General features: G+C 61.0%; 22 protein-coding genes. 9 read left to right on the forward strand and 13 right to left on the reverse strand.

Annotated elements, in window-relative coordinates:
* Positions 1 to 7: 7 nt before the first annotated feature.
* Positions 8 to 1,219, reverse strand: a complete 1,212-nt coding sequence (locus BOSE62_RS14285) for a CaiB/BaiF CoA transferase family protein (RefSeq protein ID WP_159647322.1) — start codon at positions 1,217 to 1,219, stop codon at positions 8 to 10.
* Positions 1,220 to 1,310: 91 nt separating this feature from the next.
* On the opposite strand from BOSE62_RS14285, the gene BOSE62_RS14290 reads away from it, so the two are divergent.
* On the forward strand, positions 1,311 to 2,834 hold the full coding sequence (locus tag BOSE62_RS14290) for a hypothetical protein (protein ID WP_159647324.1): 1,524 nt from the start codon (positions 1,311 to 1,313) through the stop codon (positions 2,832 to 2,834).
* Here BOSE62_RS14290 and BOSE62_RS14295 read toward each other — a convergent pair.
* Positions 2,824 to 3,858, reverse strand: a complete 1,035-nt coding sequence (locus BOSE62_RS14295) for a PLP-dependent cysteine synthase family protein (RefSeq protein WP_159647326.1) — start codon at positions 3,856 to 3,858, stop codon at positions 2,824 to 2,826. The two genes, BOSE62_RS14290 and BOSE62_RS14295, sit on opposite strands and share 11 nt — an antisense overlap.
* Before the next feature lie 118 nt (positions 3,859 to 3,976).
* On the opposite strand from BOSE62_RS14295, the gene BOSE62_RS14300 reads away from it, so the two are divergent.
* The 3 genes from BOSE62_RS14300 (at position 3,977) to BOSE62_RS14310 (ending at position 6,708) form a co-directional block, all read left to right on the forward strand.
* Positions 3,977 to 4,447, forward strand: coding sequence for an Lrp/AsnC family transcriptional regulator (locus tag BOSE62_RS14300; RefSeq protein ID WP_159647328.1), 471 nt, complete (start codon positions 3,977 to 3,979; stop codon positions 4,445 to 4,447).
* A gap of 152 nt (positions 4,448 to 4,599) precedes the next feature.
* Complete coding sequence (locus BOSE62_RS14305; protein ID WP_268893919.1) at positions 4,600 to 5,262, forward strand: glutathione S-transferase family protein; 663 nt, start codon at positions 4,600 to 4,602, stop codon at positions 5,260 to 5,262.
* 153 nt (positions 5,263 to 5,415) lie between these two features.
* On the forward strand, positions 5,416 to 6,708 hold the full coding sequence (locus tag BOSE62_RS14310; RefSeq protein WP_159647332.1) for an APC family permease: 1,293 nt from the start codon (positions 5,416 to 5,418) through the stop codon (positions 6,706 to 6,708).
* A gap of 69 nt (positions 6,709 to 6,777) precedes the next feature.
* Here the strand turns inward: BOSE62_RS14310 and BOSE62_RS14315 are convergent, their stop codons facing one another.
* The 3 genes from BOSE62_RS14315 to hppD all read right to left on the reverse strand — a co-directional run bounded on the left by BOSE62_RS14315 (position 6,778) and on the right by hppD (position 9,566).
* A complete protein-coding gene (locus tag BOSE62_RS14315; RefSeq protein ID WP_159647334.1) occupies positions 6,778 to 7,788 on the reverse strand; it encodes a fumarylacetoacetate hydrolase family protein in 1,011 nt (336 codons plus the stop codon).
* 129 nt (positions 7,789 to 7,917) lie between these two features.
* Positions 7,918 to 8,466, reverse strand: coding sequence for a VOC family protein (locus BOSE62_RS14320; protein WP_159648069.1), 549 nt, complete (start codon positions 8,464 to 8,466; stop codon positions 7,918 to 7,920).
* Complete coding sequence (gene hppD, locus BOSE62_RS14325; protein ID WP_159647336.1) at positions 8,466 to 9,566, reverse strand: 4-hydroxyphenylpyruvate dioxygenase; 1,101 nt, start codon at positions 9,564 to 9,566, stop codon at positions 8,466 to 8,468. The genes BOSE62_RS14320 and hppD overlap by 1 nt, the downstream gene beginning before the upstream one ends.
* Positions 9,567 to 9,870: 304 nt before the next feature.
* On the opposite strand from hppD, the gene BOSE62_RS14330 reads away from it, so the two are divergent.
* Positions 9,871 to 11,787 (forward strand): putative bifunctional diguanylate cyclase/phosphodiesterase, encoded by a 1,917-nt coding sequence (locus BOSE62_RS14330; RefSeq protein ID WP_159647338.1) that lies wholly within the window; start codon positions 9,871 to 9,873, stop codon positions 11,785 to 11,787.
* 34 nt (positions 11,788 to 11,821) lie between these two features.
* Here the strand turns inward: BOSE62_RS14330 and BOSE62_RS14335 are convergent, their stop codons facing one another.
* The 5 genes from BOSE62_RS14335 to BOSE62_RS14350 form a co-directional block, all read right to left on the reverse strand.
* A complete protein-coding gene (locus BOSE62_RS14335) occupies positions 11,822 to 15,328 on the reverse strand; it encodes an error-prone DNA polymerase (protein WP_159647340.1) in 3,507 nt (1,168 codons plus the stop codon).
* Between the two features lie 129 nt (positions 15,329 to 15,457).
* Positions 15,458 to 17,014 carry a Y-family DNA polymerase gene (locus tag BOSE62_RS14340; protein ID WP_236554054.1) on the reverse strand — a complete coding sequence of 519 codons (1,557 nt, stop codon included), beginning with the start codon at positions 17,012 to 17,014 and terminating at the stop codon, positions 15,458 to 15,460.
* The gene (locus BOSE62_RS14345; protein ID WP_159647342.1) at positions 16,902 to 17,819 is read right to left on the reverse strand and encodes an ImuA family protein; all 918 of its coding nucleotides are present in this window, start codon (positions 17,817 to 17,819) and stop codon (positions 16,902 to 16,904) included. Before BOSE62_RS14345 ends, BOSE62_RS14340 begins: the two co-directional genes overlap by 113 nt.
* Positions 17,820 to 18,022: 203 nt before the next feature.
* Positions 18,023 to 18,145, reverse strand: coding sequence for a hypothetical protein (locus BOSE62_RS17550; RefSeq protein ID WP_268893912.1), 123 nt, complete (start codon positions 18,143 to 18,145; stop codon positions 18,023 to 18,025).
* Between the two features lie 36 nt (positions 18,146 to 18,181).
* The gene (locus BOSE62_RS14350) at positions 18,182 to 18,676 is read right to left on the reverse strand and encodes a Dps family protein (protein WP_159647344.1); all 495 of its coding nucleotides are present in this window, start codon (positions 18,674 to 18,676) and stop codon (positions 18,182 to 18,184) included.
* Positions 18,677 to 18,862: 186 nt separating this feature from the next.
* On the opposite strand from BOSE62_RS14350, the gene BOSE62_RS14355 reads away from it, so the two are divergent.
* Positions 18,863 to 19,429 (forward strand): type 1 glutamine amidotransferase domain-containing protein, encoded by a 567-nt coding sequence (locus tag BOSE62_RS14355; protein ID WP_159647346.1) that lies wholly within the window; start codon positions 18,863 to 18,865, stop codon positions 19,427 to 19,429.
* Between the two features lie 188 nt (positions 19,430 to 19,617).
* Entirely contained in the window at positions 19,618 to 20,136 is a 519-nt protein-coding gene (locus tag BOSE62_RS14360; RefSeq protein ID WP_159647348.1) for a hypothetical protein, read from the forward strand.
* Positions 20,137 to 20,178: 42 nt separating this feature from the next.
* On the opposite strand, the gene ribH is transcribed toward BOSE62_RS14360, so the two are convergent.
* Both ribH and ribB read right to left on the reverse strand, forming a co-directional pair.
* A complete protein-coding gene (ribH, locus tag BOSE62_RS14365) occupies positions 20,179 to 20,601 on the reverse strand; it encodes a 6,7-dimethyl-8-ribityllumazine synthase (protein WP_159647350.1) in 423 nt (140 codons plus the stop codon).
* Positions 20,602 to 20,716: 115 nt separating this feature from the next.
* The gene (ribB, locus tag BOSE62_RS14370; protein WP_159647352.1) at positions 20,717 to 22,012 is read right to left on the reverse strand and encodes a 3,4-dihydroxy-2-butanone-4-phosphate synthase; all 1,296 of its coding nucleotides are present in this window, start codon (positions 22,010 to 22,012) and stop codon (positions 20,717 to 20,719) included.
* Between the two features lie 176 nt (positions 22,013 to 22,188).
* On the opposite strand from ribB, the gene BOSE62_RS14375 reads away from it, so the two are divergent.
* Entirely contained in the window at positions 22,189 to 23,190 is a 1,002-nt protein-coding gene (locus tag BOSE62_RS14375) for a ligase-associated DNA damage response exonuclease (RefSeq protein ID WP_159647354.1), read from the forward strand.
* Positions 23,190 to 24,761, forward strand: coding sequence for a cisplatin damage response ATP-dependent DNA ligase (locus BOSE62_RS14380; RefSeq protein ID WP_159647356.1), 1,572 nt, complete (start codon positions 23,190 to 23,192; stop codon positions 24,759 to 24,761). The genes BOSE62_RS14375 and BOSE62_RS14380 overlap by 1 nt, the downstream gene beginning before the upstream one ends.
* 31 nt (positions 24,762 to 24,792) lie before the next feature.
* Here BOSE62_RS14380 and BOSE62_RS14385 read toward each other — a convergent pair whose 3' ends face one another.
* Entirely contained in the window at positions 24,793 to 25,341 is a 549-nt protein-coding gene (locus tag BOSE62_RS14385) for a cytochrome b (protein WP_159647358.1), read from the reverse strand.
* Positions 25,342 to 25,508: the final 167 nt, after the last annotated feature.

The raw sequence follows: 25,508 nt of genomic DNA on the forward strand, positions 1-25,508 counted from the left end.
TATTATATCAGTCGTCGTTGGCGGGCATGTTCAGTGCTCCGCGTATTTCGTCATTGTCCGCACCCAGAGTCGGCGGATCGGCGTAGATATTGGCCGGGCTGGCGGAATAGTGCACCGGATGTTTGATCGTTCTATATTTGCCGATCTTCTCGCCTTCGCGTTCCTGCCAGAAACCGACCTGCTGGAGATGCGGATCGGTCAGTACATCTTCCATCTTGTTATAGCGCATCGCCGGAATATTATGTTCGTCGAGCAGCGGCAGCCATTCCTCCGTAGTCTTGGTCGCGGCAATCTCCTCGATCAGGGCATAAAGCGCGGTGATATTCTTGGTTCGCTGCGAATAGTCGGAAAAGCGGGGTTCGTCAAAGACCCCGGGCTTGCCGCCCAGCTCGAAAAATTTCCGCCATTGCGCATCATTATAGGGCACCAGACCGATGTAGCCGTCCTTGGTCGGATAGGGTTTGCGGTTGGCGTTGATCGATCGTGTATAGGCCAGCTTGCCATTGCCCGGAATGAAGGTCTCGCCCCACAGATTCTCGACCATGTTGAACCAGGTGAAGGCTTCGTACATCGGTACCTGGACAAATTGTCCCTCGCCGGTCTTCTCCTTGTGATACATCGCCGCGAGCGTGGCATTGACCGCGAACAGGCCGATCGTCTTGTCGGCGACCAGTGACGGCATGTAGAGCGGCCGCCCGCTGTCGCCGCGCATCTCGAACAGGCTGGCGAAGCCGGAGGCGCACTGGATCAGATCGTCATAGGCCTGGCGCTTTTCATATTCGCCGCCCTTGCCGAAGCCGGCGCAATGGACATAGACGATGCCGGGGTTGATCGCCTTGACGCTTTCATAGTCGAGGCCGAGCCGTTCCATGCCGGCTAGCCGGACATTGTGGAAAAACACATCGGCATGTTTCAGCAGCTCGAGGATGACGGCCTTATCGTCTTCATTCTTGCCGTTGAGCGTGACCGATTTCTTGTTGCGATTGAGCGAGGTGAAGATCGGGCCGAGGTCACCGGTCGGATTGTCACCGGCATGGCGCATCATGTCGCCGCCGAATTTGCCTTCGCCATTTTCAATCTTGATGACGTCGGCGCCCATGTCGGCAAAATTGAGAGTGGCAAAAGGACCAAGGACGACGGTAGACATGTCGACGATTTTCAAGCCCTTCAGGGGGCCTGTCGGTTCCGTGTCCCATTTAAGTTCCGGCCAGCCGCTCATTCAATATTCTCCATTTTAGCTAGTGCATGATTACAGCATGCTGTTATCATGTTTAATCGATTGATGAACTGTTTATTTTGAGGGAATTAGGATGGAATTGGCAGATCCCAAGGCACCGGTACTAATCGGTGTCGGCGAGGCAAGCGGCGCAAAACTGAAGCAATCGCAAGGGCTTGAATGGCCCTCGACGGTTGACCTTGCCTCGGCGGCGGTGAAGCAGGCGCTGGCCGACAGCGGTGCCGGAGAAAAACTGGCGGCGTCGATTGACTGCCTGCTCTCGATTCGCCTTTTCCACGACAGCGGTCTGCCGCATGATTGCGGCTCGCCGGAAAATCTCCCCGAAGCGGTGGCCACGGCCTCTGGCCTCGATCCCGAACATCTGCTCTATGGCGATGTCGGGGGGCAGAGTCCGCAGAAGCATCTCAACAAGCTCGCGGCCCAAGTCCATGCCGGCGAATATAAGGCGGTGGTCCTGTCCAGCGCCGAGAATATGGGCACCGTCAAACGGGCGCGGCGCAGCGGTCATGAGCTGGACTGGAACCAGCCGGCGACCCGCGACATGACCGATCTGATCACCCAGGAAGACAAGATGCTGACCGCCTATGAATGGCGGCAGGGGATTATCAACATGCCAATGGCCTACGGCATTGTCGAAAATGCCCGGCGTGCGCGGATTGGCATGGATCGCGACAGCTATGCGAAAGACATGGCCAAATTGTGGGCAGCTTTTGCTGGCGTATCGCTGACCCGCGAGCATGCGCAATTTGCCCGCGACTGGACGGCGGAAGAATTGCTCGCCGACGATCATGGCAATTATCGGCTCAACGACCCCTATCGCCGCTGGATGGTGGCGCAGGATGCGGTCGAACTGGGCGCGGCGGTGATCCTGACCACGGCGGGCCATGCCGCGGCACTGGGCATATCCGAAGACAAGATGATCTATCTGCACAGTGGCGCCGACGCGAGCGTGCCGCTGATGAGCCTGCAGGATGATCTGTCGGTGTCCCCGGCGATGCAGGTGGCTTTCCCGAAAGCGCTGGAACTGGCGGAAGTGGATGCTGCGGATCTCGGCCCGATTGACATATATAGCTGTTTCCCGGTGGCGGTTTCGCTGGCGATGGACGCGCTGGGATCACCCGACAGGTCGCTGTCTTCCTACACCCTGACTGGCGGGCTCAGTTTCTTTGGCGGACCGGGCAACAGCTACAGCGCCCATGGCATTGTCGCGCTGGTCCAGGCGCTGCGCAAGGACGGCAGCAAGCCGGGCATGATCTCCGCCAATGGCGGCGTGATCAACAAGGAATCGGTGGGCATCTACGCCGCTCAGCCGGTGGCTGGCGGCTGGTCGCCCGACCGGATCGCCGAACCCGTGCGCATCCCGAAGCCGGATCATGTCAAGCCGGACCATTTCTTCAGCGGCAAGGCGGTGATCAAAAGCTACGTCATGCCTTATGGCAAAGCCAGCCGCGGCGCGGCGAGCCTGTGGCTGGAGGACGAGCTGGGCCTGCCCGCCATCGGCGTCCTGCCCGATGCACCGGAAGACACTGACCTGATCGGCCTGGCGGTCGATGTGGTTACCGCTGACGAACGCAATATCGCCAAGCTCAGCGGATAGTCTCGATATCCAACAGTTCCATCTGCGGCGTCCAATAGCCGTCCCGGCAGGGTTCGTCCTTCGCCAGATCGGTTGACAGATATTTGCTGTTACTGTCGGCGAAAATGGTCGCCACCGCCTTGCGCGTGCCGTCGGCGGCGGCCGGCTGCTCCAGTGCGAGGCGGATGGCGGCGACCAGATTGATGCCGCTGGAAATGCCGACGCCGAGACCGAACTGGCGGAGCAGCTGCTGCGCCATCAGGATCGCGTCGCCGTCGTGCACGCCGATCACGCCGTCCAGTTCGGACAGGTCGAGAAGGGCGGGGATGAATTCGTCCGACAGGCCCTGCACCCGGTGCTGGCCGCATTTGTGACCGACCGACAGGGTGGGGGATTCCAGCGGTTCGACCGGGTGCACGCGGATGCCGGCATCGCGGTCCTTGAGATAGCGGCCGATCCCCATCACCGTGCCGCCGGTGCCGACGCCGGCGACAAAGCCACCCAGAGCGGCGCCGTCGGTCGCAACCTGTCGCCATATTTCGGGGCCGGTGCCCTGCGCATGTTCGTCGGCATTGACCGGGTTGGAAAACTGGCGCGGCAGATAGGCACCCTGCCGTGCGCAATGTTCGGCGGCGGTCATGCAGCCAAGAAAGCCGCCATCCGAGCGCGAGACCAGCCGGACGTCGGCGCCATATACGGCGAGCAGGGCGCCGCGCTCGGCGCTGACCCAGTCGGGCATGAAGATGGTAACCGGGTGGCCGAGCGCGCTGCCAATAGCGGCAAAGGATATCCCGCTATTGCCGCTGGTTGCCTCGACAATTGTCTGGCCGGGCTGCAGATCGCCGCGCCGGATCGCATCCTGCAGGATCGCCAGTGCCATGCGGTCCTTGATACTGCCGGAGAGATTGTACATTTCCGCCTTGGCATAGACGGTGACCTCCTGTCCCTGATATCGCGCCAGGATCTTGATCATCGGCGTATTGCCGATCAGCGCCGATAGCGACTGCAACTTGTCTCCGCGTTCCCGGTCTACAATATCCAGCATGGCCAATTCCTCTCTGTTGATCTGCATGGATCATGGTGATGCTGATGCTGATGCTGATGCGGAAAATCCTTGTCATTATTTGATGGCCTTGCGATAATAATGTGATAATATTCCGGATATGAGACAGAAGATAAAAAATATTGATGATAATGACCGGAATATCCTGAAAGCCTTGCAGCGGGACGCCAGCCTGTCGCTGGAAAATCTCGCGGCGCAGCTCAGCCTCTCGACCAATGCCTGCTGGCGGCGGATCAAGCGGATGGAGGCGGACGGTATCATCGCCCGCCGGGTGGCGATCGTCGATCCGGAAGCGGTCGGCCTGAACATGACCGTGTTTGTCGCCGTGCGGACCAGCGACCATAGCGACCAATGGCTGACAAAATTTGCCGCGGCTGCCTCTTCAATCGAGGAAGTGGTCGAATTCTACCGGATGGCCGGCGAGGTCGACTATATGCTCAAACTGCTGGTCCGCGACGTCGCTGACTATGACCGGGTCTACAAGAAACTGATCAAGGCGGTGCCGCTGTCCGATGTGTCGGCGAGCTTCGCGATGGAGCGGATCAAATACGAGACGGCGGTGCCGATTTGAGAGTGTTTTTGCTACGTCGTTTAAATGTCTTCCCATTCATTCCCTTGGTTGGGGTGGTCATATTTTTGGGGGTGGCCGGCATCCTAACCCATGCGTAATGTAGAGCAGACAGGGAGGCGGATATTTCAAGCATCACCATCATCGGTCCGTCCATTTCCCCTTTTGTAACAAAGGTGAAAGCCGCGACGGCCTACAAGCGACTGCCGTTCAAACATCGGGAATATGTCGGTATTGCCGAACTCAGAAAACTGAACCCGCAAACCGGCAAAGTCCCTATCGCCCTGTTTGGAACGGATGTCCTGTTTGATTCCAGCCTGATCTTGCGCCGGCTGGACGCACAGCAGCCATCACCCCCTTTGATCGCAGAGGATCCCGCGACCGCAGCCCGGCAATATCTGCTGGAAGATTGGAGCGATGAATCGCTTTACTGGTATGTTCAGGCGCTGCGCTGGAGCGACAAGAACGAGCCGCGTACGCTTGCGGAAAACCGCAAATTCGTGCCCGCCCCGCTTCGCCTGTTCGCGAAACCCATTTTGCGGCGTCTGGTCGGCAAACAACCTCAGGCGCAAGGGCTGGGGCGACTGCCAGAGGAAATGCTGATTGCCGAGCTCGCGCTGCGGCTGGGCAATCTTGTAACATTGCTCGCGCGAGATCCGTTTTTCCATGCAGATAGGCCCAGCGTCGCGGATTTTGCGATTTACGGCGTCAGCACCACCGGGTTTTCCGGCGCGACTCCCGAATTTGCCGAGGCCTTTGCAAGCCGGCCCGCCCTGGTGGAGTGGCGCTCGAGAATGGACGCGGCAATCAGCGGCTAGACCCGGGTTGTGATCGTCCGTTTCGGGACTTAGCGGTCGGCAAAACCAACCCCGTCAAACCGCCACAACATCCTGCCGGAACCCCTCGATCCAATAAATTTCTTTGTAAAAAGCAAGTTACATGCAAGTCTCTGTCCGGGGGGGACAAGTTACATGGCCAAATTGGAAAGACCATTCGGTGTCTGGACGGCGACCGCGATGGTCGTGGGGACGATGATTGGTGCGGGTATTTTTGTTCTGCCTGGACAGCTTGCGCCGCTTGGCTGGACCGGTGCGGTCAGCTGGATCGTCGGCGGCATGGGCGTACTGGCTATTGCCCGCATCATCGCCGATCTCACGATCCAGCGATGCCAGGAGCCTAGCATATTGACGATCTGTGGTGACATTCTCGGGCTGCTTCCGGGGCGGGTGATCGCCTGGAGCTACTGGGTTTCCCTGATCGGCAGCGCCGCGGTGGTCGCCATGGCCGGTGCCGCCTATCTGCTGCATCTGTTCCCGTCGCTTCCCCACGGCCCCCTGGAGCAAGCGATCGGCGGAACGGCAATTGTTGCCGCATTGACCACGATCAATATCCGCGGCGTGCGCAGCGCCGGCAATTTTCAGGTGACCGCCACGTTGCTCAAGCTCGTACCGCTCGTCGTTGTCATTGCAATCGTCGCGTGGCTCGCCGTGAGCGCGCCGGCGACCTATAGCCAGGCGCCGCTGGCTCCCTTTTCGGCGGCGTCGCTGACGCCGGCGCTGGCGATCACATTTTTCGCCCTGCTCGGCTTCGAATCCGCGGGCCTGGTGGCGGAACGGGTGCGCGACCCGGCTCGCAACGTCGTGCGTGGCACATTACTCGGTCTCGCGCTGGTGCTTGTCATCTATATGATCGTGAGCACCGGTATCATGATGGCAAGCCCGGCGGACGAACTGTCTGCCAGCTCCGCCCCGATCGCCTATTTTGTCACGCGTTTTCTGGGACCGTGGGCGGGAAATGCCGTGGCATTATTCGCCGCGATCTCCGCGATCGGTTGTATCAACGGCATCATCCTGTTCATGGGCGAGCTCCCGCTGGGCATGGTCCGCGATGGCCAGCTGCCCGACTATATGGCGCCGGCCAACCGCCACGACGTGGCGGCGCGACCCTTGCTGCTGGGTAGCCTGCTGGCGATTATACTGATGCTCGGGAGCGCGACAGGCATCGGCGAGAGAGTGCTGGACTTCCTGCTGCGGCTGACGACCGCTTCGGCGATCTGGTTCTATGCCGCCATTTGCATTGCCGCTCTGGTGGCGCATGTTCAGCGCACCCTGGCGGTGGTTGGCCTCGGCTTCTGCTGTTGGGTGCTCTACGGAACTGGTTTGGAAGCGGGCGGTCTCGGCATCCTGCTGATTCTGGTCGCGGCGCCGCTGCATTTCCTGATCGGAGGACGGACGCGTGCCCGCGGGACGGCTCCTGCGGGCTGAATGCCGGGCAGGGCTTATGCCTCCAGCGCTTTCTCCACCTTCTGCATTATCTGCGGAGATTAAACCCCATCAAACCGCCACAACCTCCTGCCGGATCGCGCCAAAGATCGAATGGCCGTTTGCATCCAGCATCTGGATTTTCACCGTGTCCCCAGCGCTCATGAACGGGGTCTTCGCCTCGCCGTCGTTGATCGTTTCGATCATCCGGATTTCGGCGATACAGCTATAGCCCAGGCCGCCTTCGCTGACCGGCTTGCCGGGATCGCCGTCGGGGCCCTGGTTGGAGACGGTGCCGGAACCGATGATCGTGCCGGCGCACAGGGGGCGGGTCTTGGCGGCATGGGCGACCAGATCGGCGAGGCTGAAGGTCGCGTCCTTGCCGGCATTGGCGCGGCCGAAGGGCTCGCGGTTATAGTCGACCTGCAGCGGCAGGTGGATGACCGAGCCCTTCCAAGCGTCGCCCAGTTCGTCTGGGGTCACGCAGACCGGGGAGAAAGCCGATGGCGGTTTCGACTGGAAAAAGCCGAAGCCCTTGGCCAATTCGCCGGGGATCAGGCCGCGCAGGCTGACGTCATTGCACAGCATGACCAGCTTGATATGGTCGGCGGCTTCCTCGCTGCTGACGCCGGGTGGCACATCATCGGTGATGACCGCGACTTCGCCTTCCATGTCACAGCCCCATTTGGGGTCGCCGAGCGGGATATCGTCGCGCGGGCCGAGGAAGGCGTCGCTGCCGCCCTGATACATCAGGGGATCTGTATAGAAGCTCTCCGGCACTTCGGCGCCGCGGGCTTTGCGGACCAGTTCGACATGATTGATATAGGCGCTGCCGTCGGCCCATTGATAGGCGCGGGGCAGCGGGGATTCGGCGAGCCGCTCGTGAAAGCGCTCGCAGGGTACGGTTTCATGTTCGACGTCGCGGTAGAGCGCTTCCAGCTTCGGCGCGCATTGTTCCCAGTCGTCGAGCGCCGCCTGCAGGGTCGGCGCGATATTGCTCGCTTCGCAGCAGCGGGTGAGGTCTTTCGAGACCACGACCAGACGGCCGTCGCGGGTGTCATTTTTCAGGGTAGCGAGTTTCATGTGCGTTCCTTCATCCTGCTCCGTTCCCCCGCGAAGGCGGGGGCCCATCTCTCACCATTGCCTCTAGCGGAAACTTCGGGAGATGGACTCCTGCCTACGCAGGAGCACGGCATTGTTCAATGCGAAAACCTAATGCTCGTCGCGCACCTTTGCGTGCAGCCAGGCGGCATGTTGCGGTGCCTTCTTCGTCCGGCTCCATTCCTCGAGCATGGCGGGGGCGACGCGGCGCAATTCGGCCATCTCTTCGTCCGTGCCGATATCGCAGGCCAGTTCCAGCCGGTGGCCGTTGGGATCGAAGAAATAGATCGACTTGAAAATCCCGTGATGGGTCGGGCCGAGCACTTCCAGCCCTTCGGCCTCTGCATTGGCCTTGGCCGCCATCAGGTCGTCGAGCGAACCCACCTTGAAGGCAATATGCTGGACCCACGCCGGTGTATTCTGGTCGCGGTCCATGTCTGGCTGCTCGGGCAGCTCGAAAAAGGCGAGGATATTGCCGCCGCCGGCATCGAGGAAGATGTGCATATAGGGGTCGTGCTCGCCGGTCGAGGGGACTTCATTTTCGGCAAAGGCAAGCTGGAATTCCATGCCCATCACGCGCTGGTAAAAATCGACTGTCTCTTTGGCGTCCTTGCAGCGATAGGCTACATGGTGGATGCCATTGATTTTTGGTGCGGCCATCATGCAGGCTCCTCTACATTCAGCACCCCGCGCGCGACCTGATCGCGTTCGATGCTCTCGAACAGGGCCTTGAAATTGCCCTCGCCAAAACCGTCATCGCCCTTTCTCTGGATGAATTCAAAGAAAACCGGTCCGACCTGTGCTTCGGCAAAAATCTGCAGCAACAGTCGCGGCTCGCCGCCCTCCGTGGTGCCGTCGAGCAATATGCCACGCGTCTGCAGCGCGTTTACGTCTTCGCCATGGCCGGGCAGGCGACCGTCGAGCATCTCGTAATAGGTTGCTGGCGGCGCGGTCATAAACGGTACGCCGAGTTTCTTGAGCCGGTCCCAGCAGGCGACCAGATCGTCGCAGATCAGCGCGATATGCTGGATGCCTTCGCCGTTGAATTCGCGCAAAAATTCCTCGATCTGGCCCTTGCCGCCTTCGCCTTCCTCGTTGAGCGGGATGCGGATCTTGCCGTCGGGCGCGGTCAGCGCTTTGGAGGTCAGGCCGGTATATTCGCCCTTGATGTCAAAGAAGCGGATCTCGCGGAAGTTGAAAAGGGTCTCGTAATAGTCCGCCCAATATTTCATCCGGCCGCCATAGACATTGTGGGTCAGGTGATCGATCGTGTGGAAGCCGGCGCCGACCGGATTGCGGTCCACGCCCGGCAGATATTCAAAATCAATATCGTAGATCGACAGATTCTCGCCGCGCTCGCCGCCGTCATAGCGGTCGACCAGATAGAGGATTGCGCCGCCGATGCCGCGGATCGCGGGGATATGCAATTCCATCGGTCCGGTCTCGACATGCACCGGCTCGGCGCCTTTTTCGAGCAGCCAGGCATAGGCCTTGCGCGCGTCTTTCACCCGGAAAGCCATGCCGCAGGCCGAAGGGCCGTGCTCGCGGGCAAAATACCAGGCGGCCGACTTCGGCTCGTAATTGATGATCAGGTTGATGCCACCCTGCCGCCACAGATGGACATCCTTGCTGCGGTGCTGGGCGATGCGGGTGAAGCCCATGACTTCGAACACCGGTTCGAGTACGCCGCGCTCGGGCGCGCAAAATTCGACAAATTCAAAACCGTCGAGACCAACGGGATTTTCAAACAGATCAGCCACAATATTTCCTCGGGACAACAGGCGCCGTGGCGCGTTATAGTTACAAATGATACTATAGGGAGTTCGGGCGGGATATGCAAGGCATTAGCCGGTGGTTCTTGCACGTATAGGCACCGCAGATGGCGCATATATCAAAAGACTTTCGGCTGGCTCACAGACGATTTCCGCGCACCGGCTCGACCGCTGTCGTTGCTGCGGGTGCGGACAATGGGTCTGGCGCAGAGCAGCATGCCATTAAGTGAGGAAAAAAATACCGTAAATACAGATTATTAACTTTATCCGAATAGGCGCGCAGGCGGAACATATGACCATAGCACCCCCTTCGCTCCGTCCGGATATCACCCCGATTGTCGCCACCATTTATCGCCCGATGATCCGGGGATATTTCGGGGTAGCGGCGGTCTATTATGCTGTGCTGACGCTGATGCATTTCGGGGTCCACAGCGGGTCGGCGCTGCTGGCCATCGTCACTGCCTCCTCCATCGCCAGTGCGGTTCTCGCCTTTTTCTGGTACGGATTGCGCAAGCCTGACACATTCGCTGATCTGCACATTATCACGACGATCGCCAATATGTTCATGCTGGCAAATGTGATGATCGCGATGGAGATCAAATTTGCCCAGACCGATCTGGTCTATTTCGTCATCATGGTCATGGTCTTTGCGCTCGCCTGCACCAGCATCAAGCAGGCGCTGGTTTCGATCGCCGCGGTGATCGCCGGGCTGTTCTACACATTGGTGCACAATGCGCCCGAGCTGCTGTTCAACTATGCCTTTGTCACATCGGCCGCAGCAATGACGGCGATCGCCATCACGATCTTCCTCCGCCGGACCATTGCCCGCACCGCCCTCGCCCGGCATGAGGCGGAAAACCGGCTGGAACGGGCGGAGATGCTCAGCGAGGAAATGCGCTATCTGTCGCTTTCCGACAGCCTGACCGGCCTGCCCAACCGCCGTGCCTTTTTCGAGGCCTTCCAGCTGAGCAAGCGCGAGGAAGGCGCGGGTTTTGCCAACTGGCTGGTGTTGCTGGATCTCGACGGGTTCAAGGCGGTAAACGACGGTTATGGCCATTTAATCGGCGACGAACTGCTGAAAGAAGTTGCCGTCCGCATGCAGGATTATTGCGGCAGCAAGGCCCATCTCAGCCGCATGGGGGGTGATGAATTCAATATAATCCTGTCCAACAGCGCGGAACCGTGCGTCGTCGAAGCCTGGTGCCGTGGGCTGCTGGAATATATCGGACGGGTCTATCTGATCGAGGATCGTCTGGTGCAGATTTCCGCATCCATCGGCTGTCACCGGATCGACCCGGCGGTTAGCGACGCCCAGCTTGTCCGGGATGCCGATTTTGCTTTGCTGCACGCGAAAAAGCACGGCAAGAACCGGGTCGTCGTGTTCTGTGAGGAACATGCCGCGGTGGCGGCCGAACGGTTCAGGATCGAGCAAGCCCTGCGCGTTGCCGATTTCGACACCGAAATCGAATTGCTCTTCCAGCCGCAGTTCGACCTTGGGGAAAACCGGATTGTCCGGGCCGAGGCGCTCGCCCGGTGGAACAGTCCCGTGATTGGAGAAATCCTGCCCGCGTGGTTCATCGCGGTTGCCGAGGAAAGCGGCCTGATTGCCAATATCACCCTCGCGGTGCTGAAGCAGGCCATTGCTGCACTGAAACGCTGGCATGAGCCGGTCCCGCTGTCGATCAACCTGTCGGGCCAAGATTTGCTGTCCGACCAGATCATCAGCCAGATTATCGCACAGGTGAAAGCCAGCGGTCTGGATCCGGCGCTGCTGGAATTCGAGGTTACCGAAACCGCGATGATGGCGGATACGCACAAGGCCAGCAGCAATATGTTGCGGCTGGCGGCGCTAGGGCACCCGCTGGCGCTTGATGATTTCGGCACCGGCTATTCCAATTTCAGCTATTTGCGGTCGCTTCCGATCAGCAAGCTGAAAGTGGACCGCTCCTTCCTCAATGATGTAGCGAATCCGATGACGGAAAAATTTCTGCAGTCGCTGGTCGGAATGGCGAAAACGCTTGGCGTGGATTGCCTGCTCGAAGGAGTGGAAGACGAGCTCCAGCTGATCATTGCCAAGCGGGTCGGCGCGCATATGGTCCAGGGATATCTGTTCGGAATACCAATGACCGCGACAGAATTGCCCGCCTATCTCGTGCAGCGGGACGGGCGTGTCGAAGAATCGGTCGAACGGGACGCGATCAACCGATGAACATTGCGCGGGCTCAATTCCGCTTTCCCACCGTTTAGTGAAAATCGCGGGATTTCGGTAGAATCCGAACATTGCGCGGATGCCCGTGGCGGGGATAGGCAGGCTGCGGTCCTGCCGCCGGCTCTTGCTGGCGGGCCGCCCAGCGGTCCTCGTTGCGATAGATGGGCCGCCTGACCTCGTCGGCGCGGGCCATGGGGATATCCGGCCGGTCGTGGTCGGTAATCTCGTCGAGCATGAACGTATAATCCTCGACGCGCGTGGTCATTAGATGGGTCACGCCCTCGACGCTGCGCTGAACCTCTCCGGTGGCGAGCATAAGCCGGGCCGCCATCACCGGACGGCGCATCTTCTCAAAGCGGCTGGCCCAGAGCAGCAGGTTGGCGACTCCGCTTTCATCCTCCAGCGTGATGAACACCGCATTGCCCTTGCCGGGCCGCTGGCGGATCAGGACAACGCCGGCGACTTTCGCCTGCGAGCCGTTTTTTGCCTTTGCCAGTTCCGCGCAGCTGAGGACGCCGATTTCCCGCAAGCGTTCGCGCAGAAATTCCATCGGATGGCCTTTCAGCGACAGGCGGACGCTTTGATAGTCTGCAACGACATGCTCACCCTTGGTCATCGCGGGCAGACGGGCGTCTTGCTCCTGCCCCAGTTCCTTGGCTTGTGCGGCCTCGAACAGCGGCAAGGTGTTGACCGGAGTCCGGCGCACTTCCCACAAGGCCTGCCGCCGGTCGAGCCCCAGCGACCGGCAGGCATCGGCATCGGCGAGCAGACGCAGGGCGCGGGCGGGGAGGTTGGCTTTATGGGCGAGTTCCTCGATGGTCCGGAAGGGGCGGGCGGCGAGGATTTGTTCCGCCCAGGCTTCACGGAAACCGTCGATCTGGCGCAGCCCGATGCGGAGGGGGGAGTTTTTCTCCACCCGGTTATCCCACTCGCTGTAATTCACATCCGGCTCCCGCACTTCCACCCCGTGTTCGCGCGCGTCGCGGACAATCTGCGCCGGCGCGTAAAATCCCATCGGTTGTGAATTGAGCAAGGCCGCCGCGAACACCGCCGGATGGTGGCACTTGATCCAGCTCGACACATAGACCAGCCGGGCAAAGCTGATCGCGTGGCTTTCGGGAAAGCCGTAGCTGCCGAAGCCCTGGATCTGCTTGTAGCAGCGCTCGGCAAATTCCCGCTCATAGCCCTTGGCGGCCATACCCTCGATCATCTTCGCCTCGAAATGGTGGATCGTGCCGACATTGCGAAAGGTCGCCATCGCCCGGCGCAGCTTGTTGGCATCGGCTGGCGAAAAATCGGCGGCAACAATCGCCAGCTTCATCGCCTGTTCCTGGAACAGCGGCACGCCGAAGGTTCGGCCGAGCACGGATTTCAGCTCGTCCGGATCATGCGGCGGGGCGGGCGAGGGCAGGGTGACCTTTTCCACGCCCGACCGCCGCCGCAAATAGGGATGGACCATTTCGCCCTCGATCGGCCCCGGCCGGACAATCGCCACCTGGATCACCAGATCATAGAATTCGCGCGGTTTCAGCCGTGGCAGCATGTTGATCTGGGCGCGGCTTTCGACCTGGAACACGCCGATACTGTCGCCCCTGCACAGCATGTCATAGGTCGCCGGATCCTCGTGCGGGACGTTCTGGAGGGTGAGGGCTTGTGCTCCGCACTTGATGCGGAGCTCGGGGCCGCGATCGCTGACCTCCGTGCAGGGCTCCGCATCAAGTGCGGAGCACGGTTCATTAATACGCCCCTCTAATATATTAAGCATATCAAAGGCCTTGCGGATACAGGTCAGCATCCCCAGCGCCAATATATCCACCTTCATCAGGCCGAGCGTGTCGATATCATTCTTGTCCCACTCGATGAAGGTGCGGTCGTCCATCGCCGCATTGTGGATCGGCACGGTTTCGTCGAGCCGGTCCTGGGTCAGCACGAAACCGCCGACATGCTGCGACAGATGGCGGGGAAATTGCAGGATCTGCTGCACCAGATCGCCGAGCCGCCGGATTTCCGGATTGTCCGGGTCGAGGCCGGTCTCGGCAAAGCGCTTGTCAGGCTGTTTGCCGCCGTGGCTGCCCCAGACGGTGCTCGACAGACGGCTGGTGATATCCTCCGACAGGCCGAGCGCCTTGCCGACCTCGCGGATCGCGCTGCGCGAGCGATAGTGGATCACCGTCGCGGCAATCCCGGCGCGGTGGCGGCCATAGCGGGCATAGATATACTGGATCACCTCCTCGCGTCGCTCATGTTCGAAGTCGACGTCGATATCCGGCGGCTCGCGCCGTTCCTCGGAGATGAAGCGCGAGAAGAGCAGGTCATGTTCCATCGGATCGGCCGAGGTGATGCCGAGCAGATAGCAGACCGCGCTGTTCGCCGCCGATCCGCGCCCCTGGCAGAGAATATTCTGGGTCTGGGCAAATTTGACAATGTCGTGGACGGTCAGGAAATAGGGCGCATAATCCATTTTTTCGATCAGCCGCAATTCCTCTTCCACCTTGGACCGCAACCGCTCCGGCAGGTTGTCCCCATGCCGCTCATGGGCGGCGGTCCAGGTCAGATGGGCGAGCCAGCCTTGCGGCGTCCAGCCTTCGGGCACCGGTTCTTCGGGATAATGGTAGCTCAGTTCATCGAGCGTGAAGGTGATCAAGCTCAGCAGTTTCTGAGTTTCGGGTATCGCTTCCGGATAGTCCCGGAACAGGCGCGCCATTTCTGCGGGGGGCTTGAGAAAGCGTTCGGCATTGGCAGCGAGCAGGCGGCCCGCTTTGGGAATCGTGGTCTTCTCGGCGATGCAGGTCAGGATGTCGTGGAGCGGACGCTGTTCGGGCGTTGCATAGAGCGGGTTGTTGGTTGCCAGGAGCGGGATGCCGGTCGCTTCGGAGAGGCGGTGCAGCCTGGCAAGATGACGCTTGTCCGGTCCGGAACGCGGCATGACTGCGCCCAGCCAGATATGGGGCGTGAGAGAGCGGAGTCGCCCCAATATTTCCTCCCCGCGCGCAGCGTGGGGAGGGGGACCATGCGCAGGATGGTGGAGGGGTGCCTTCAGTGTAGTGCCCCCGCCGCTAACCCCTCCACCATCAGCCGCCGTTTCGCTCTGGCTGACGGTCCCCCTCCCCGAAGCTGACGCTTCAGGGAGGATGATTAAAGCCCAGTCCTCGTCACACCATTCCAGCAAATCCGCCGCATAGAGAAAACAATCCCCCTTCTCCGCCCGCAAATTGCCGGTCGAGAGCAGCCGGGTCAGCCGCCCCCAGCCGCGCCGGTTGCGGGGATAGACAATCACTTCCGGCGTTTCGTCGGCAAAGACCAGCCGCGACCCGACGATCAGCTTGCAATCCGGCAGCATCAGCCCCTCTTCCGCCGCATCCTCGCGCGCCCGACGCAGGGCACCATGCGCCCGCACGACACCGGCAACGCTGTTGCGGTCGGCAATGCCGATCCCGGTCATGCCCAGCGCCATTGCCTGCAGCACCATGTCGGCGGGGGAGGAGGCGCCGCGCAGGAAACTGTAATGGGTGGAAGCCGCCAGTTCGGCGAATTCAGACATATCCGTTCGCCTCGAGCGAAGTCGAGAGGCTGCTAGAGGTGTCTCGACTTCGGCAGGAACTGCCGAAGTTTACCCTGAACCTGTCGAAAGGCTCGACACGAACGGATTTTGGGCAACAGATATTCTCCATCACGCAAACAGCCCATGCACATACCAGTCCGGGTTTGCTTTTTCCTCGCCATAAAGCCCGTGCCGGAACAGCCAGTAGCGCCGGCCACGGGCGTCCTCGACGCGATAATAGTCGCGGGTCAGGCCGCCCTTGCCGGGTTGCTGTCCGTCCTTGCGCTGCCACCATTCCGAGGCGATCCGCTCGGGCCCTTCATAGCGCATCACCTGGTGACTCTTGCGCCGCCAGGTGAAGCGATAGGGCGGGCCGTCGGGGACTTCGGCGATCACCTGCACGCGCTGCGGCGGGTCGAACATGTGCAAAGGCCGCATCGGCGGATTGTCGGGAGACTGCCGCTGCCACGGCACCGGCGGCGGAGCGTTGAGCGCGGGCAGGGCGAGCAGGCCCTGTTCGGGAATATGGCTGTCGGCGGCGGCAAATTTCTGCACCCGGTCGCGGCCCATTCTGGTGCTGAGCTGGCTGACGAGAGAGACCGCATCGCCGCGCCGGTCCTCGCCGCCCTCGAGCCGCAACTGCTGCGGCGCGAGCGCTTCGGAAGCGACAATGCTCAGCCGGATCAGATCATAGCCGAAACCGGGGTTGAGTTCGTCGTTGAGCGCCTCGATCCGTTCGCGTAGCAGGCGTTTGAAAAGGGCTGCATCGCGGGTCGGCGCGCCGGTTTCCAGACCGAGCCGCGCGACATCGCCATCGCAGCGGAACAGCATCATCCGGATCATCCGCGCGCCCTGGCCGCGCTCGTTGAGTCGTTCGGAGGCTTCGGCAAATAATTCCGACAGGCAGGTCAGCGCGCCGTCGATATGGGTCAGCGGTTCGGCAAAGCGTCGCTCGGTGACGACATTGCCGATCCGGCGCAGCGGATCAATCGGCCGATCCTCGAGTCCCAATATCCGGTCCAGCCGCACCGTCAGCTCCATCCCGAAGCGTGCCGCCAGATTGGCGCGCGGTCGCTCGGCCAGATCGCCAATATGATAGAGCCCGGCCCGTTCCAGCGACTGGTGGGTCTTTGCGTCCATCGCCAGCGCCGCCACCGGCAGCTGGGCCTCCGCGCCTTCCTTCAGACCGTGCCGTGCCAGCGCCAATGCGGCATCGGCGGTTCCGGCCAGAGCCCAGCAGGCGCTATAACCCGCAGCGTCGAGTCTATCCTCGGCGTCCTGCGCCAGCCGTTCCTCATTGCCGTGGAGATGCGCCGCGCCGGTAATGTCGAGGATCAGCGCATGAGGCGGCTCGACCGCGACCATCGGCGTATAGCGCTCGCAGGCTTCGGCCAGTCGCGACAGCAGGTCGGCGTCGGCCAGCGGCTGATGATCAAAGGCATGCAGGTCCGGCACCCGCGCCCGCGCGTCGGCAAGCTTCATCCCCGGGCCGAGTCCCAGCGATACGGCCTGCCGGTCCGCCGCCATGATCACCATCGCGCCGCGGATTTTCTCGGTTAGCGCGAAGGGATGGTCAGGCGGCCCGTGTGCCCTGATGATCCGTTCGGACGGCAGCCAGGGCAGGGACAGCGCCAGTATCCGGCGCGCTCTGCTCGCTGTGTTGCTCGCGGAAGACTTGATCGTCACGGTTCCACTCCAGTCGGGCGCTCAGCCCGTAAAGCCCGCTGCGATGGCGCAGCAATTTGATATCGAAAGCAGGATGGCCCGGAGCATTGGCCTCCAGCGCGAGCGAAGGCGCCGCAGCCACCAACCAGCGGCTGAAGGCAGCGGTCGGCAGGGGGTTGTCCGGATCGCTGTTGGAGCGCAGCATCAGGCTGAGAACACCGGATTTCTGCGCCGACAGCGACAGGCGGCGAGTGGCGGTCAGGTCGAGACCCCTGGGCTTCTTTCCGGCCAGTTCGATGATCACCGCCGCCATCGCCGGTGATCGCACCCCGTCGGCGGCCGCGCGCAGTGCCGCGATACTGTCGGGCGCATCGACATGGAGGATGCTGTCGGGATCAATTCCCAGCTCCGCCAGTCCCGGCGGGTAGAGCCGGCCCTGCCGTCTCGCCTCGCCGCTTTCGCTGACCCACAGGACGGGGCGCGCCTCCTGATCCAGGTTCCGGCAACGCTGCGCCAGCAACAGCGCCATTGCCGCGGCGCTGGTCCGGTCATCCTTGCTCTCCGCATGCAGTTCGTGCAACGCCGCCCGCGGCAGGCCGTCGGCTTTCGCATTGCCACGCAAGGCGCTATCAATCGCCTCGACTCCGAAGCCGAAATGCGACGGCGCGTCTTTATCTTCCGATGTTCTCACACCGGAAGCCGCCAATATTCTGGCGAGCTTGGTCCGCAAGGCAGAGGCTTTTGCCGGGCTTGCCGGAGGTACAGCAGAGGGGGTGTCCGGTGAAGGCTCGACAGCCTGTCCCGAATCCGAATCGATAGTGTTCATGATATGTTCTAAAATATAGAAGAACGTTTGAGGGTCAAGTCATTCCACGGCTCGGGGCAAGGCCGGGCGGGCACGGATCGCTGCCCGGAACGGTGATACCGGAAAAAGAATGGAGATATCCGGGCAGGCCGGCCCGCAAAAAAAGCCCGCTTCTGCAGAGGCAGAAGCGGGCAAGGTGGAAGTGGCAATCTTTGAAAATTGGCTCAGAAGAAACCCGTCACAGCGGCTAGCGCCACGACCGCCAACAGGGTCGATATGCCCAGCACCATGATCATATGGCGGGTGGTGAAGCCCTGACGGGCACGGGTTTTATCCAATTTTTTCATATGTCATTCCTGCTTTTTCTATTTATCGAGGATGGGTTACAAGCTGGATGAGAGCATCCATGATGCTTCTTCCAGAGCGCCGATTCGCGCGGTCAGCAGGTCGGCGGTGAAGACGTCATCGGCTTCCTCTGCGGTTTTTACAAATTCGCGCATCTGGTCGGCGACGGCGAGATTGTCGTTTGAAAGCTGCTTCAGCATGGCTTCGACATCACCCCAGTCGGTCTGGTCGTCGATCACGCTATTATTGACATAGGTCGACAGGCCAACCGGCGTTTTTGCGCCGAGCGCCCGGATCCTTTCGGCAATTTCGTCGATCGAGGCCGCCAGATCTTCATACTGGCCTTCGGTCAGCATATGGACGCCGTGAAACTGGGGGCCGGTCACATTCCAGTGGACCGACTGGGTCTTGTGATAAAGCACAACCGTCGACGCCAGAGCATCACCGAGCTTTGCTGCCATTTCGGCACGGTCGGTTTTCTTGATATCGCTTTTCATTTCTCGAAGTTCTGCGGATTTGATGGTCGTTGTCATAAGATTATCTTCCTTTCGTTTTGGCGCGCTCGACGAACGGGCGGAGCGCGGGACCTGCCTGACTTACGCATCCCTCACGGATTGGTTCCCCGACCCGAGCAGAAATCCGGCGGCGGGAATTGGCTGGAACCAATCCGCTTTCCGCTGCGTAGATTCCTCATAACCCCCAACGAAAGGACGATAGAAATGACCAACATTTCAAATGCAAAAATAGCCATATTGGCAACGGACGGTTTTGAGAAATCGGAACTTTTCGAACCCAGAAAACAGCTCGCCGAAGCCGGGGCGGACATCACTATCGTGTCGCTGGAGAGCGGTTCGATCAGAAGCTGGGATAAAAAGGACTGGGGCGAAAGCATCGCGGTCGACATCACATTGGACGAAGCCAGAGAAGGCGATTTTGACGCGCTGGTCCTGCCGGGCGGACAGATGAACCCCGACCTGTTGCGGGTGGAGAATAAGGCCGTCGAATTCGTGACCGCTTTTTTCGATGCCGGCAAACCGCTTGCCGCCATCTGCCATGCGCCGTGGCTGCTGATCGAGGCGGATCTGGTGCAGGGTCGCAAGGTTACCGGCTATCCTTCGATCAAGACCGACCTGATCAACGCGGGCGCGCAATTCGAGGATAGCGAAGTGGTCGTCGACAACGGCCTGATCACCTCGCGCGATCCGGGCGACCTTGACGCATTCTGTGGCAAGATCATCGAGGAGGTCAGAGAAGGCATTCACAAGCGGACGCAAAAAGCGGCCTGAATCAGGGCGCCGGTGGCGCGAGGACCGGCTCTTCCGGAGCCGGTCCCCTGCGGCAGATCATCGCTGATTTGTCTTTTGTCCTGCCTCTGCGTCGACTCGCCTCAATCGCCTTAACAAAGGCAACCGTCGCTTTTTAGCGAGCGGATTGTATGGAAAAATGCCATTTTTGTAACCCCAAGGAGTAAAATATGAAGAATTTTCTGACCCTCGTGACCGGCGCTGCGCTGCTTGCGGCTACCCCGGCCCTGGCGCAAGATGCTGCCACGGCAGTCAAAGTGGAAGCCGGTATGAAGGTGTTCGGACCCAATGGCGGTCCCGTGGGTACGGTTGAATCCGTCGCTGGTGGCGCCGTGGTAATCGATACCGGCAACAACAAGGCCGCACTGTCGCCAGACGCCTTTGCCAAGGCAGAAAACGGCTTGTCGATCACGATGACCAAGGTTGATCTGGACGCTGCTGTTGAAAAAGCGGCGGCCGATGCCAGAGCCAAGCTGCTGGCTGCCCTGACCCCCGGCACCGAAGTGAAAACCGTAACCGGCGCCGCAGTCATCGGCACCATCAAGGAAAATGATACCGAATTCGTGACGGTCGAGCATGAAGGCGTACCGGTTCAGCTGCCGGTCGAAGCGTTCATGGCCCAGCCGGACGGTGTTTCGATCACGATGACCGAAGACCAGTTCAAAGCCGCGCTTGCCGGTACCCAGTAAGCCATTTGCCCTGACGGCGGCAGGACAATGATCCTGCCGCTGCTAGGCGCTGAATTTCAACCCCAGTTCATACATCGCTATCGCCGCCTGGGCCGCTTCGCCGCCCTTGTTCTTGCGCGTCTTGTCCGCGCGGGCCAGCGCCTGCTCCTCATTTTCCGTCGTGATGATGCCGTTGCCGACCGCCGCGCCGTCCATCGACAAGGCCATGATACCGCGCGCGCTTTCACCGGCAACAATCTCGAAATGATAGGTCTCGCCGCGGATCACCACGCCGATCGCGACAAAGCCGTCATATTGTTCGCTGTCGATCGCCATCGAGATCGCGCCGGGAATTTCCAGCGCGCCGGGCACGGTGATGATCTCGTGCTCGTGCCCCGCCGCCTCAAGCGCATCGGTCGCGCCCTCGATCAGCATGTCGTTGAGATGGTCGTAAAAACGCGCTTCGACGATCAGGAATTTTGCCATTTTCTGTCTCTTTCAATCGGGTCATCCTGACCATTTGTCAGGATCGGGTGGATGTTCGTTGCAGGCCCTGGATTAGATCAGGACGACGGGCCGGTCAGGCCCATTCCGCTTATTTCTATGCCGGGTCGCTGTCGCTGGCCTGCACTTCGCGCTGGGCGACAATCCGCAGGCCATAAGCGTCGAGCCCGACCAGATCATGGCTGGTATTGGTCAGCAATTCCATATCATGGACACCGAGCTCGCTCAGAATCTGCGCACCGACGCCATAGTCGCGCTGCTGATCCATCGGCGGCGGCTTTCCGCCTCCGAGGCTGCGGACCTGAGCCGAATAGAAATCGGGCAGGCGCGGGCTGATGAATACAATGATCCCCGAGCCTTCTTCGCCGATGATCTTCATCGATTCCTGCAACATGTTGGGGCGTCCGGTCTCGAGCCCGAACAGGTCTGGGAACATCGCCGTCGCGTGCATCCGCACCAGAGTCGGCTGGTCGGGGTCGACATGGCCTTTCTGCAACACGATCTGTTCGCTTTCGGTGGCCATATTATAATAGGTAATGGCCGTCCATTCCCCGCCCCAGCGGCTGGTGAAACGCGCTTCCTCCCGCCGTTCGGTCAGATGGTCGTGGCGCAGGCGATAAGCGATCAGGTCGCGGATCGTGCCGATCTTCATGCCGTGATGCTGGGCAAATTCGATCAGATCGTCGAGCCGCGCCATCTCGCCGTCATCCTTCATGATCTCGCAGATTACACCGGACGGGTTGAGGCCGGCCAGCCGCGAGACATCGACCGCCGCTTCGGTATGGCCGGCGCGGACCAGCACCCCGCCATTGCGTGCCTGCAGCGGAAAGACATGGCCGGGAGTGACAATCTCTTCCTTGCCCTTGGTCCGGTCGATCGCCACGGCCACGGTGCGCGCCCGGTCAGCAGCGCTGATCCCGGTGGTGACGCCGTCGCGCGCCTCGATCGAAATGGTGAAGGCGGTCTCATAGGCGCCGCGATTGTTCTGGCTCATCATGTCAAGGCCCAGTTCCTCGACCCGGTCGCGGGTCATCGCCAGGCAGATCAGACCGCGGCCATATTTGGCCATGAAATTGATCGCATCGGGGGTCGCCATCTGCGCCGGGATGATCAGATCGCCCTCGTTCTCGCGGTCCTCGTCATCGACCAGGATATACATGCGCCCGTTGCGCGCCTCGTTGATAATCTCTTCCGCGCTCGCCATTACCCCGCTACCGCCGCGCGCCAGATAAGTTTCCAGCTTGCCGAGCGTTTCGGCGGTCGGGTTCCAGTCCTCCTGCCCCAGGCTGCGCAGGCTGTTGGCGTGCAGCCCGGCGGCCCGAGCCAGCCCGGCGCGGGTTTCCTCACCGGATTCGATCAGGGCGACCAGTTTTTCGATCAGGATCTTGCTCATAGACTCGGCCTTTCAATGTGATGTTGGAGACCGGGTATCACATTGGGGTGTGATCGGTCTAGGGTGATTATCACATTGGGTTCACATAATGTGTTGCGCTCTCGTCATCCGGAACGTGTTTCAGGTCCCGCTCGCTCTTGACCGGAACCTTTCCTACACCAATACGCTATTAGGCCATGGCAAAAGCGAAACACTGGATCGAGCCGCATCCGCAGGGCATCTACGTCCGGCCTGCCGATGTCTGGATCGATCCGTCCGTGCCGAAGGAAAATGCCGTCGTCACCCACGGCCATGCCGATCATGCGCGCGGCGGGCATAGGGATGTCTGGGCGACGCCGGAGACGCTGGCGATCATGGGTCTGCGCTATGGGACCGAGGCGGGCACACCCACCGCTTATGGCGAGGGGTTCGAGCGTGGCGGGGTCCGGTTCAGCCTGCATTCGGCGGGCCATGTGCTGGGTTCGGCCCAGGTGCTGATGGAATATCAGGGCGAGCGGGTGGTCGTTACCGGCGATTACAAGCGCCGCCCCGACCCGACCTGCGCGCCGTTTGAACTGGTGCCCTGCGACATATTCATTACCGAAGCGACCTTTGGCTTGCCGGTGTTCCAGCATCCCCCGATCGCGGGCGAGATCGCCAAGATTTTTGCGCGGCTAGACGCCGAGCCGGACAGCAGCATCTTGATCGGCGCCTATGCGCTGGGCAAGGCGCAGCGGGTGATTGCCGAGCTGCGCCGGGCGGGCTGGGACAAGCCGATCTATCTGCACGGCGCGCAGGTCCGGATGTGCGAACTCTACGAGGAACTCGGCGTGTCGCTGGGCGAATTGCGGCTGGTGATGGATACGCCGAAGGACGAGATGCGCGGCCAGATCATCATCGCGCCGCCCTCGGCGCTGACCGACAAATGGAGCCGGCGGCTGCCCAATCCGGTGACCGCCATGGCGTCCGGCTGGATGCGGGTGCGCGGGCGGGCGCGGCAGCGCGGGGTCGAGATCCCCTTGGTCATTTCCGACCATGCCGACTGGGATGAACTGACCGAGACGATCCGCGAACTGGCGCCGAAGGAAACCTGGATCACCCATGGCAGCGAGGACGGCCTGCTGCGCTGGTGCGAGCTGCATCAGATCAAGGCGCGGGCGCTGGCGATGGTCGGGCGCGAAGAAGGGGATGACGGCTGATGCGCCGCTTTGCCGCCCTGATCGACAGTCTGGTCTACACCCGGTCGCGCAACGCCAAGCTGGCGGCGATTTCCACCTATTTGCGCGAAACGCCCGATCCCGATCGCGGCTGGGCGCTGGCGGCGCTGACCGACAGTCTCGACTTTCCGGCGGTGAAATCCGCCACCATCCGCAATCTGGCAGGGACGCGGATTGATCCAGAACTGTTCCGCCTGTCGCGTCATCATGTCGGTGATACCGCCGAGACCGTGGCTTTGGTCTGGCCGGAAGCGGAAGGGCGGGAGCAGAGCGATCCGAGCATCGACGAAGTGGTGCAGGCGCTGTCCGCTGCCAGTCGCGCAACCGCTCCCGACATTGTCGCTTCCCTGCTCGACAGCCTGGATTCGAACAGTCGCTATGCGCTGCTCAAGCTGGCGGTTGGCGGGATGCGGGTCGGGGTGTCGGCACGGCTGGCGAAAACCGCTTTCGCGCAGGCCTTTGATGTGGCGCTCGACGATGTCGAGGAGCTCTGGCACGCGCTTGATCCACCTTACGAAGCTCTGTTTCAATGGGCGGAGCAGGGCGGGGATCGTCCCGACCTTTCGGCGACGCCTTTCTTCCGGCCGTTCATGTTGTCGCACCCGTTCGAGGGCGACAGTCTCGATCTCGGCCAATATGCGGTCGAGTGGAAATGGGACGGCATCCGCGTGCAGGCGGTGCATCTCGGCGGCGAGACCCGGCTCTACAGCCGCGGCGGCGATGATATCAGCGCCTCCTTCCCCGACATTGTCGAGGCGTTCGACCGTGACGGCGTGATTGATGGCGAATTACTGGTGCGCGGCACCGATCAGGGCGGCGAAGCGGCCAGTTTCAACGCGCTGCAAAAGCGTCTGGGGCGCAAGACGGTCTCGAAAAAGATGCGGCAGGAATTTCCCGCCTTTGTCCGGGTCTATGATCTGCTGATGGACGGGGATGACGATTTGCGCCCCTCGCCCTGGCACGAACGGCGCCAGCGGCTCGAGCGCTTTGTGCCGAAACTCAATGCCGACCATTTTGACCTGTCGGCGGTGGTCGAGGTCGATGATTTTGCCGCGCTGGAGATGATGCGCGCCGGGGCTCGCGACGCGGCGATCGAGGGCGTGATGCTGAAGCGGCGGGAAAGCCCCTATCTGGCAGGCCGGGTCACCGGTCACTGGTACAAGTGGAAACGCGACCCGCTGAATGCCGATTGCGTGATGATGTACGCCCAGCGCGGCAACGGGCGGCGCGCGTCCTTCTATTCCGACTATACATTCGGCTGCTGGACCGAGGCCGGCGAACTGCTGCCGGTCGGCAAGGCCTATTCCGGTTTCACCGACGAAGAGCTGAAATGGCTCGACCGTTTCGTCCGGCAGAATACGCTGAACCGCTTCGGCCCGGTCCGCGAGGTGAAGAAGTCACTGGTGCTCGAAGTCGCGTTCGATTCCATCCACGAAAGCGGCCGCCACAAATCCGGCCTCGCCATGCGCTTCCCCCGCATCAACCGCATCCGCAAGGACAAGCCGGCGGAAGAGGCGGACCGGATCGCGACCTTGCAGACAATGATTTCCTGAGCGTTGGCCGTTCAGCTAGCAGCTGCAACCCCTAGCGCTTGCCGGGGAGCATCCGCCGGAGTGTATTGTCCTTGACGACATAATGATGGAACAACGCCGCCAAGGCATGCAGGCCGATCAAAAAATACCCGACCGTGCCAAATGTTTCGTGCCATTCCTTCACTTGCCCCGCCAGAGCCTTGTCCGGCGTAACCAGCGCGGGAAGCTCCAAGCCGAAGAACGGAATGCTCTTGTCAGCGGCGCTGAGGATCAGCCATCCGGCAACCGGCATTGCCAGCATGAAAGTATAGAGCGCCAGATGCGTGACCTTGGCGAACAGCATTTGCCAGACGGGTGGCTCGGGTTTGATCGGCGGTTTTGCAGTGACAAGCCGGGTGACTATCCGGATGATAACGAGGAGCAGCACGCACAGGCCGAGCATGAAATGCCAGCTCTTCAATCCTTCGCGGAAATCGCTGCCTTTGGGAAAATTCTCGCGCAGGAGAATGGCGCTATAGACAGCGAATATCAGCAGCAGCATTGCCCAGTGGAGGAAAATTGAAAGGGACGAATAGCGTGCGGGGGGTGCGGTTGCTTTCATATGAGGCCTCTTTTTGTGCGTAGTTAAACAAGAAGCGAATCATTTGATGCTGTCACACCTCCGACCGGTCAATCATCCGCAAGCTTCTTGTCGCCGGAATGCTGTGGAACCGGCGGCGATGATATGGCTCGATCGCAAGAAATGCCAATGCGCTTGACCCATGAACT

The sequence above is a fragment of the Sphingorhabdus sp. 109 genome (assembly GCF_902506555.1).
In the GTDB taxonomy this organism is placed as follows: Bacteria; Pseudomonadota; Alphaproteobacteria; order Sphingomonadales; family Sphingomonadaceae; genus Parasphingorhabdus.